Below are 8,363 nucleotides of genomic sequence, written 5' to 3' on the forward strand. Positions count from 1 at the left end.
CGCCGCTTCGCGGAAGGGCTGGGCGCCCACCCGTCACCCACCACCACCCTCAACCGACGCCTGACGGCGCAGCACCTCCCCCTTACCGACGCCTGACGGCGCAGCACCCCCCACTTCGTCGCCCGCCACCGCCCAGGGGCGGTCTCAGCGCGACCAGCGGCGGGCGATGTCGGCGGCCATCGAACGCAGCTCATCGGCCGAGCGGCCCATCGCGGCCTTCACCGAGCCCGCCGACTCCACCAGGGAGTAGGTCTCCGTGATACCGGCCGCGGCCGCCTCGGCGCGGCCGACCTTGACCGCACCGGCCGTCACCACACACGGAACCCCGTGCTCACTGGCCATGCTCGCGACTCCGTGCGGAAGCTTGCCCCGCAGGGACTGCGAGTCGAAGGAGCCCTCGCCGGTGATGACGAGGTCCGCGTCGGAGAGGCGTTCAGCCAGGCGGACCGCCTCCAGGACGCGCCGGACACCGGACTCCACGGTGCCGCCCAGCAGGAGCAGGCCGAAACCGAGACCGCCCGCGCCTCCCGCGCCGGGGGTGTCGCGGATCTCCCCCCGAGGGTCGACCCGGTCGGCGAACGCGGTCAGCGCGGCGTCCAGGCGCTGGACCTGGTCGGGGTCGGCACCCTTCTGCGGGCCGAACACGGCGCTGGCCCCGTGGACGCCCAGGAGCGGGTTGTCGACGTCGGTGGCGGCGATGAGGCGGACCCCGGACACGGCCCGGCGGGCCGGTTCGAGGTCGACGCCCCCGGGTGTGTCCGCGAGGGGGCCGCCGCCGTGGCTGAGAGCGGCGGGGGGNNNNGCCCGCGCCGGCGTCGTTGGTGGAGCTGCCGCCCAGGCCGACGACGACGGTCGTGGCGCCCGCGTCGACCGCTCGGGCGATGAGCTCGCCCACACCGTGACTGGTGGTCCGGCCGGGGTCCCGGTCGGCGGCCGGGACCAGGTGGAGCCCGCAGGCCTGCGCGCTCTCCACGTAGGCGGTACCGGTCCCGGTGTCCAGGAGGTACTCGGCGGTCACCGGCGTGCCGAGGGGACCGGTGACCCGGGCCTCGTACACCTTGCCGCCCAGGGCGGCGTGCAGGACCTCGACGAAACCCGGGCCACCGTCGGAGAGCGGAAGCAGCTCGGTCGTGGCGGAGGGATCGGTCCGGTGCCACCCGTCGGCGACGGCCTGAGCGGCCTCGACCGCGGAGAGGGTTCCGGCGAACTTGTCTGGGGCGATGACGATACGCACGTGGCCATTGTGCCGGTCAGTCCGCGGTCGCACCAGACCTTCGGAGCAAATTTATCCGTTTAGTGGATTTTGATTTCCGCATAGTGAAATCTCAGTTCTGAGAATGCAGCCCCGGAGCCCCGTAGACCGGGAACCAGCGGGACCTGTCGCGCTCGACCGGCAGGTCGGTACCGATCGCGGCCTCGACCTGGAGTTCGAGCGGGTTGTCCCGCCGGTGCCCTCCCAGCGGGGCGAACGGGTAGAAGGTGCCGCGTTTGTACAGGTAGACCAGCCCCAACGCCCGTCGCCGCGTGTCGGTGAACCCCACGAGCGAGCACAGCAGCGAGGGGCCGTAGCCGTTCGCCTCCAATGTCGAGTTGACCGCGTGCAGGTCGGTGACCAGGCCGGAGATGTCAGGATCGGTGACCTCCCCCTCTCCCGGCTCCGCGCCCCCCGCGCGCATGACCAGCCAGGTGTAGCCGTAGTCGTCGGCCACCTGCTCCACGGGGGGCCCACCGCCCGCGCTGAGCAGCGCGGTCACGTCGCGCTCCAGGTCGGCGAAGGCGGCGCCCTCCGCCGCCCGGAAGGCCACCGACCCGGTGCCGGTGGGCGAGAAACCCGCCGACGCCCGCAGGGTCAGGGCCGCCGAGGGCAGCCCGAACAGTGCGTCCAGGTCGGGGCGCGCGGGCTCGGAACGGCCCAGGATCGCACGCCAGAGTCTCTTCACGGGTGCCTCGCCTCGGTGTCGTGGTGTGGTGGTCAGGACCCTTGGCCGAGCTGCCGGGAGATCTCGGCCAGCTGGGCCAGGCGCTGGTCCACCGGAGGATGCGTGGCGACCAGGCGACTCATGCTGAAGCCCTTCCGGGTGAGGGCGGGAGCGAAGAAGAAGGCGTTGAACGGTTCGGCCTGCCGCAGGTCACGGGTGGGGATGCGGGCCATGTCACCGGTGATCCTGGTGAGCGCGCTGCCCAGCGCCGACGGACGACCGGTCAGGTAGGCGGCGGAGCGGTCCGCGGACAACTCGCGGTAACGGGACAGCGCCCGGGTCAGCAGGAAGCTCAGCGCCCAAGCGACCGCGCTGACCAGGACCACCAGCAGGGCGATCACCGCGGGCGCCGGTCCGCCGTTGTTGCTCCGCCCCCCGGCGGCCCCGCTGAACACGGCGAAGCGCAGGCCCGCCTGGGTCAGGAAGCCCGCGACGATGCCGAGGAACCCGGCGATGGTCATGACCATGACGTCGCGGTGCGCCACGTGGGAGAGCTCGTGCGCCAGGACCGCCTCCAGCTCCTGGCCCTCCAGGCGCCGCAGGAGACCGGTCGTCACGCAGATCACGGAGGTCTTCTCGCTGTGCCCGGTGGCGAAGGCGTTGGGTACGTCGGAGTCGGCGATACCGACCCGCGGTTTGGCCATGTCGGCCATGGCGCACAGCCGGTCGATCACGGCGTGCAGCTCGGGTGCCTGCTGGGGGCTGACCTCGTGCGCGCCCATGGAGAACATCGCGATCCTGTCGGAGGCGAAGTAGGAGAAGAGCGCGAACCCCCCGACCACCAGGAGGACCAACCAGACACTCATGCCGACCGCGATGAGACCGACGACGAAGGCGACGTAGACCAGGGTGAGCAGACCCATGGTCGTCACCATCCGCGTGGTGAGCCCTCGGTCCGGCCTGAACTTCGAACCCGCCATGACGACTCCTCCCAACCCGTGGTTCGGAGTCTAGTTCGCCCAGGTCGGAAAGGGTTTGAGACACACCACGGCCGCCGTGACGCGAGAAGGGTCACGGCGGCCGNNNNCTCGCTCACCGGTCGACGCGCGCCGTTCGTGGGGACGGGCGGTCCGCCTGGACGGAGGGCGGCCCACCCGGCCGACAGGAGTCAGCCCGGGATGAGGCCATCGTCCTGGAGCATCTCCTGCACCTCTTCCATGGTGGCGTCGGCGGGCGGGAGGATCACCTGCGAGGGCTTGAGGTCCTCGGGGGGCAGCGGCTTGCCGTCCGCACGCACCCTGGCCAGCAGGTCGTGCAGCGCCTGACGGAACGTGGCCTCGTCACCGGACTCGATCGCCGCCTCCAGCTGGGAGTCGACGGAGTTCAACACGTCCAGGTCGGCGTCGGTGAGGTCGAGCTGGCCCTCACCCAGGATGCGGACGATCACGAGCCCTCCCGATTGTTGCCGCCCTCGATCTGCGGGGCGGAGGCGCCGCCGTTGCCCTGTCCGAGCTCCATCTTCATGCGCTCGAGCTCGGCGTCGACACCGGAGGTGCTGGCCATCCGGTCCAGCTCGCTCTGGATGTCGTCCTTGGCGGTGCCGGTGACGTCGTCGAGCGCCCCGGAGGCCAGGAGCTCGTCGACGGCGCCCGCGCGCGCCTGCATCTCGGCGGTCTTGTCCTCGGCGCGCTGCACCGCCATGCCGACGTCGCCCATCTCCTCCGAGATCCCGGAGAAGGCCTCGCTGATCTGCGTCTGGGCCTGGGCGGCGGTGTAGGTCGCCTTGATGGTCTCCTTGCGCGTGCGGAAGGCGTCCACCTTGGACTGGAGGCGCTGGGCCGCCATCGTGAGCTTTTGCTCCTCGCCCTGGAGGTTGGCGTGCTGCTCACGCAGGCCCTCGATCTGGCTCGCCAGACCGGAACGACGGGTCAGGGCCTCGCGGGCCAGGTCCTCGCGACCCTGGCCGAGGGCCGCGCGGCCCTGGTTCTCCAGCTTCTCGGACTGCTGTTCAAGCTGCTGGATCTGCAGCTCGACGCGCTTGCGGGAGGTGGCGACGTCCGCGACGCCGCGCCGAACCTTCTGCAGGAGCTCAAGCTGTTTCTGGTACGAGTAGTCGAGTGTCTCCCTGGGGTCCTCGACCGAGTCCAGGGCCTTGTTGGCCTTGGACTTGAAGATCATGGAAAGTCGCTGAAACACGCTCATCGGCGTGGCCGTCCCCTTCTCGGTGCGTACATCGGCTGTTCCCAGCGGGCGCTTCGCCCAACCCTACGCGGTCTGGCCCGCGGTCGCCATAAAGCTGTGACCGGCTACCCTGAAGGTGTGTTCCGACGTCGCTCCGCTACCGCAGCCACGGATTCGAAGCTTGCCGAATCCGCCAGCCAAGAGGCCACTGAGTCCACCCAACCTAAGGGATATACCCCTAAGAAGGGTGTCCCCACCCCAAAGCGCAAGGAATCCGAACGTGACCTGCGCAGGCCGCTCAACGTCCCGCAGTCGCGCAAGGAGGCCTACCGGGCCTACCAGGAGCGCCTCGACCGCCAGCGCGGGCGCAAGGCCCGTGACGCGGGCGCTCCCAAGGGCGAAGAGCGCTACTTCCGCCAGCAGGACATGGGCGAGGCCAGGGCCTTCGCCCGCGACTTCGTCGACTCGCGGCGCTGCGTCAGCGAGTTCTTCCTCCCGCTGTCGGTGCTCATCCTCGCGCTGTCCCTCGTGAACGTGCCCCTCGTGCAGATGGCCGTGTACCCGCTGTTCGTGCTCATGCTGGTCACGATCGTCACCGAGGGCGTCATCGTGGGCCGCACGGTCAAGAGGCGCGCCGCCGAGTACTTCCCGGACGACCCGTTGGTCAGGGGCGCGGGCTGGTACGCGGCGATGCGGCAGATCCAGTTCCGCCGCCTGCGCCTGCCCAAGCCCCGGTTGAAGGTCCGAGACGACCCCACGCCGCGCCACGCGCGCTGAGGCCGGGGGGCCACGGACGGTGAGCAGGGCCGGTGCGTGCACCGGCCCTTCACCCGAACCGAAATGGGAGCGCTCCCGAACAGGCTCCGGCGTGCCTCGCGCGCCGACGCGCTCCCCCGCTACAGTGCTCCGCATGGAGTTTCGGCATCTGGGCAACAGCGGTCTGGTCATCAGTGAGATCGCCTACGGAAACTGGATCACACACGGCTCTCAGGTCGAGGAGGAGACCGCCGCCGCCTGCGTGCGCGCGGCGCTGGACGCGGGCGTCACCACGTTCGACACCGCGGACGTCTACGCGCAGGGCAAGGCGGAGGAGGTCCTCGGCCGGGCGCTGAAGGGCGAGCGCCGCGACGGGCTGGAGATCTTCTCCAAGGTGTTCTGGCCCATGGGCGAGGGCAAGAACGACCGGGGGCTGTCCCGCAAGCACATCATCCGTGGCGCGGAGGACTCCCTCCGCCGACTGGGAACCGACTACCTGGACCTGTACCAGGCTCACCGGTTCGACTACACGACCCCGCTGGAGGAGACCATGCGGGCCTTCGAGGACCTGGTCCGCCAGGGCAAGGTCCTCTACGTGGGCGTCTCCGAGTGGCGGGCCGAGGAGATCGAGCGCGCGCTGAAGATCGCCGACGAGATGGGCTTCGACCGCATCGTCTCCAACCAGCCGCAGTACAACATGGTGTGGCGGGTCATCGAGTCCGAGGTCGTGCCGGTGTGTGAACGCGAGGGCATCGGCCAGATCGTGTGGTCGCCCATCGCGGGCGGGGTGCTCACCGGTAAGTACCGCCCCGGCCAGGCCGCCCCGAGCGGTTCGCGCGGAGCCGACCCGAAGAGCAGTCACTTCGTCAAGGACATGACCGAGGACGAGGCGCTCCTGCGGAAGGTCGCGGAGCTGGAGCCGCTCGCCGCCGAGGCGGGTCTGAGCATGGCGCAGCTGGCCATCGCCTGGGTCCTTCGCAACCGGAACGTGTCCGCCGCGATCGTCGGCGCCTCCCGCCCGGAGCAGGTGCGCGACAACGTCGAGGCGGCCGGGGTCACACTCGACGACGCGCTGGTCGCACGCATCGACGAGATCCTGGGCGACAGTGTTCGGCGGGACGCCGCGCTCACCCGCAGCCCGGAGGACATCCGAAACCTCGGTTAGGTTTCCGGAGCCGTCACCCGAGGGGATTGTCGTTCGGGCGCCGGCAGGGTTCTGCACGACGAGGCGAGCCGCGTAGCGAGGAACGAGCGACAGGCGTGGCCGAGGAGGAAGAATCCCTGCCTTGAGGGCGGCCGAACACGGGCCGAAGCGCAGCGGAGGCCCAAAACAAACACGACGGCGCCCCGGCACCCGTCGGGTGCCGGGGCGCCGTCGTGTCCGGCGGGTCAGCGCGCCATGTCCCGCGCCAGGTGGGAGCGGTGCGGCCGTCCGGTGCGCCAGAGCCGCCGCAGGTCGGCGCGGGTCTGGTGGGAGAGCTGGAGGTGGAAGTAGTTGACATGCTCACCGACGGCGAACAACCACATACCGGCCCCGGGCCACACCCGTGTCCAGAGGATCCCCTCGGACAGGGACCAGCCAATGAACACGCCCGCGAGGAGGAGGAGCCCCGCATTGACCCACCTCAGGAAGCGAAAGACCGCCATACCCACCGGTCGCGGCGCCCGGGTGCGCAGCTGGTGGATCTTGGCCCACCAGTAGGCGCTGCCCTCGACCAGCAACAGGGCGCCCAGACCGAACCCCGCCAGGTTGACCGGGGAGGGCGGCACACTGAGCACGTCGAAAATGATGAAGGCGAACAGGGGGATGTTGACGAGTTCGAGTACCGCGAGGTTGCGGAGGGTGGAAACCATGCCCCAATGATCCCGTTCCGTCGGGACATCCGCGTTCTCGGTACGGCCGGGAGCGGACTACTCGGCCCCTTCGAGCGACATCGCGTAGGCCTCCCGGTCATCATCCATCAGCGCGACCCGCTCCACGCCGACCTCGGCGAGCTCCCTCCAGTGCTCGCCCAGCCAGCTCTCCGCGTCGCCCCGCGAGGTGAAGGCCTCCTCAGGCAGGTCCGTGCCCTGGGGCTCCCCCTCGTCGGCCCCGATGTACCGCCAGGTCCACGCCATGTCCGGCCGCCCTTCGTCGCCGATCCGCCGGTGTCCGTCACCGGCTCCTGCCCCGAGCTTAACCAAGGCTTGGCGCGTCATGCTGTTTACTTCTTCGGGTGCGTATCCGATTTCTCGGGACAGCGGGTCACGCGGGCTGGCCGGCCCCGCAGTGCACCTGTGCCTCCTGCAACCAGGCGCAGGCGGAACGCCGCCTGCCGCTGCGCGTGACCGTCGACGACCGCTTCCGCATCCGCCCGGAGGGCGCGGTCGGACCGGTGCCCCCGGGGTACACGGTCACCCGCGCCGCGGACGGCGTTCTGGTCGAGGGCCCCAACGGTGGGCGTCTGCTGTTCGCGCGCTCCGCCCCGGGGCCCGCACCGGGCGGGCCCCCGGTCGAATCCGACCGCGCGGACACCTCCGCTTACGCCGCGACGGCACCACCGCAACAGGTGGACATGGTGATCGTCGACGTGGCGCGACGACCTGAGGTCATCGGGGAGCTGCGGCGGTCCGGAGTGATCGGGGTGACCACGGCGGTCGTGGCGGTCGGCGGTGACCACCGGGTCCGTTCTCCTTGGGAGTTCGCCCGCAGGGCACGGCTGTGGGGGGCGTTCGCCCCCGGCGACGGTCACGTGATGTCGTGCCCGCCCACCGTGTGGCCCGAGTCCCGGCCGCACGGCCCGCACCGCGTGCTGATCACCGGCGGGGCTCGTTCCGGTAAGTCCACCGAGGCCGAACTCCGCCTGCTCGCCGAGCCCCGCGTGGTCTACGCGGCCACCGGCCCCGCACCCGACCCGGAGGAGGACCCCGAGTGGGCGAAGCGGGTCGCGGCGCACGCCGGCCGCCGCCCCTGGTGGTGGCGGACCGAGGAGACCGCCGATCTGGTGGGGCTGCTCAAGGGGGCGCGCGGCTCCGTGCTGGTCGACTGCCTCGGCACTTGGCTGACCGCCGTCATGGACCGGCACGGGATGTGGGCCGACCCGCCCGGCCGGGACGCCCCGGAAAGGCTGGAGGCGGAGGTCGACGGCCTCCTGGAGGCATGGCGGACCACCCAGGCCTACGTGGTGGCGGTGACCAACGAGGTCGGCTCGGGCGTGGTCCCCGCGACCCCTGCCGGGCGACTGTTCCGCGACCACCTGGGCAGGCTCAACCAGTGGGTGGGGGCCGAGTCCGAGGAGGTCGTCCTGGTGACGGCGGGCCGCGTCCTGGACCTGCCGTGAACGGGGACGCCACCGCGGGCGCGCGGATGGCCCTGGGCACGTTCACCGTCGTGCCCGTGCGCGTGGAGCGGGTGGACCGCGCCGCCGCCGGGTGGGCGATGTTCTGGGCCGCGCCGCTGGGCGGGGTGCTCGGCGCCCTCATCGGAGCCGTCGCCCTGGCGGGCGCGGCCCTCGGCCTGTCCGATCC

9 protein-coding genes and 2 pseudogenes are annotated in these 8,363 nt (G+C 71.1%); 4 read left to right on the forward strand and 7 right to left on the reverse strand.

The features are described 5' to 3' along the window. Positions 1-144 precede the first annotated feature (144 nt). From D471_RS35095 to D471_RS0118825, 5 genes and pseudogenes are all read right to left on the reverse strand, one after another. Positions 145-1,234, reverse strand: a pseudogene (locus D471_RS35095) (glycerate kinase family protein). Between the two features lie 91 nt (positions 1,235-1,325). Beyond that, entirely contained in the window at positions 1,326-1,940 is a 615-nt protein-coding gene (pspAB, locus tag D471_RS0118810; RefSeq protein WP_017600043.1) for a PspA-associated protein PspAB, read from the reverse strand. Positions 1,941-1,972: 32 nt separating this feature from the next. Then, positions 1,973-2,899, reverse strand: coding sequence for a zinc metalloprotease HtpX (htpX, locus tag D471_RS0118815; protein WP_017600044.1), 927 nt, complete (start codon positions 2,897-2,899; stop codon positions 1,973-1,975). Between the two features lie 188 nt (positions 2,900-3,087). Then, the gene (pspAA, locus tag D471_RS0118820) at positions 3,088-3,366 is read right to left on the reverse strand and encodes a PspA-associated protein PspAA (RefSeq protein ID WP_017600045.1); all 279 of its coding nucleotides are present in this window, start codon (positions 3,364-3,366) and stop codon (positions 3,088-3,090) included. Then, complete coding sequence (locus tag D471_RS0118825) at positions 3,363-4,121, reverse strand: PspA/IM30 family protein (RefSeq protein ID WP_083924256.1); 759 nt, start codon at positions 4,119-4,121, stop codon at positions 3,363-3,365. Before D471_RS0118825 ends, pspAA begins: the two co-directional genes overlap by 4 nt. A 117-nt stretch (positions 4,122-4,238) precedes the next feature. Here D471_RS0118825 and D471_RS0118830 point away from each other — a divergent pair, with 117 nt between their 5' ends. Both D471_RS0118830 and D471_RS0118835 read left to right on the forward strand, forming a co-directional pair. Continuing rightward, entirely contained in the window at positions 4,239-4,877 is a 639-nt protein-coding gene (locus D471_RS0118830) for a DUF3043 domain-containing protein (RefSeq protein ID WP_040690293.1), read from the forward strand. A gap of 133 nt (positions 4,878-5,010) precedes the next feature. Beyond that, on the forward strand, positions 5,011-6,021 hold the full coding sequence (locus D471_RS0118835) for an aldo/keto reductase family protein (RefSeq protein WP_017600048.1): 1,011 nt from the start codon (positions 5,011-5,013) through the stop codon (positions 6,019-6,021). 224 nt (positions 6,022-6,245) lie between these two features. On the opposite strand, the gene D471_RS0118840 is transcribed toward D471_RS0118835, so the two are convergent. Further along, positions 6,246-6,710: a hypothetical protein gene (locus tag D471_RS0118840; protein ID WP_017600049.1), complete on the reverse strand. Its 465-nt coding sequence runs from the start codon at positions 6,708-6,710 to the stop codon at positions 6,246-6,248. A gap of 57 nt (positions 6,711-6,767) precedes the next feature. Beyond that, positions 6,768-6,974 (reverse strand): hypothetical protein, encoded by a 207-nt coding sequence (locus D471_RS0118845; RefSeq protein WP_017600050.1) that lies wholly within the window; start codon positions 6,972-6,974, stop codon positions 6,768-6,770. Between the two features lie 206 nt (positions 6,975-7,180). Between D471_RS0118845 and D471_RS0118850 the strand changes: the two genes are divergently transcribed. Next, a complete protein-coding gene (locus tag D471_RS0118850) occupies positions 7,181-8,176 on the forward strand; it encodes a bifunctional adenosylcobinamide kinase/adenosylcobinamide-phosphate guanylyltransferase (RefSeq protein ID WP_017600051.1) in 996 nt (331 codons plus the stop codon). 26 nt (positions 8,177-8,202) lie between these two features. Further along, positions 8,203-8,363: pseudogene (locus D471_RS35100) on the forward strand (adenosylcobinamide-GDP ribazoletransferase); the annotation flags it as partial.

Origin of the sequence: Nocardiopsis lucentensis DSM 44048, from assembly GCF_000341125.1 — a bacterium.
GTDB lineage: Bacteria > Actinomycetota > Actinomycetes > Streptosporangiales > Streptosporangiaceae > Nocardiopsis > Nocardiopsis lucentensis.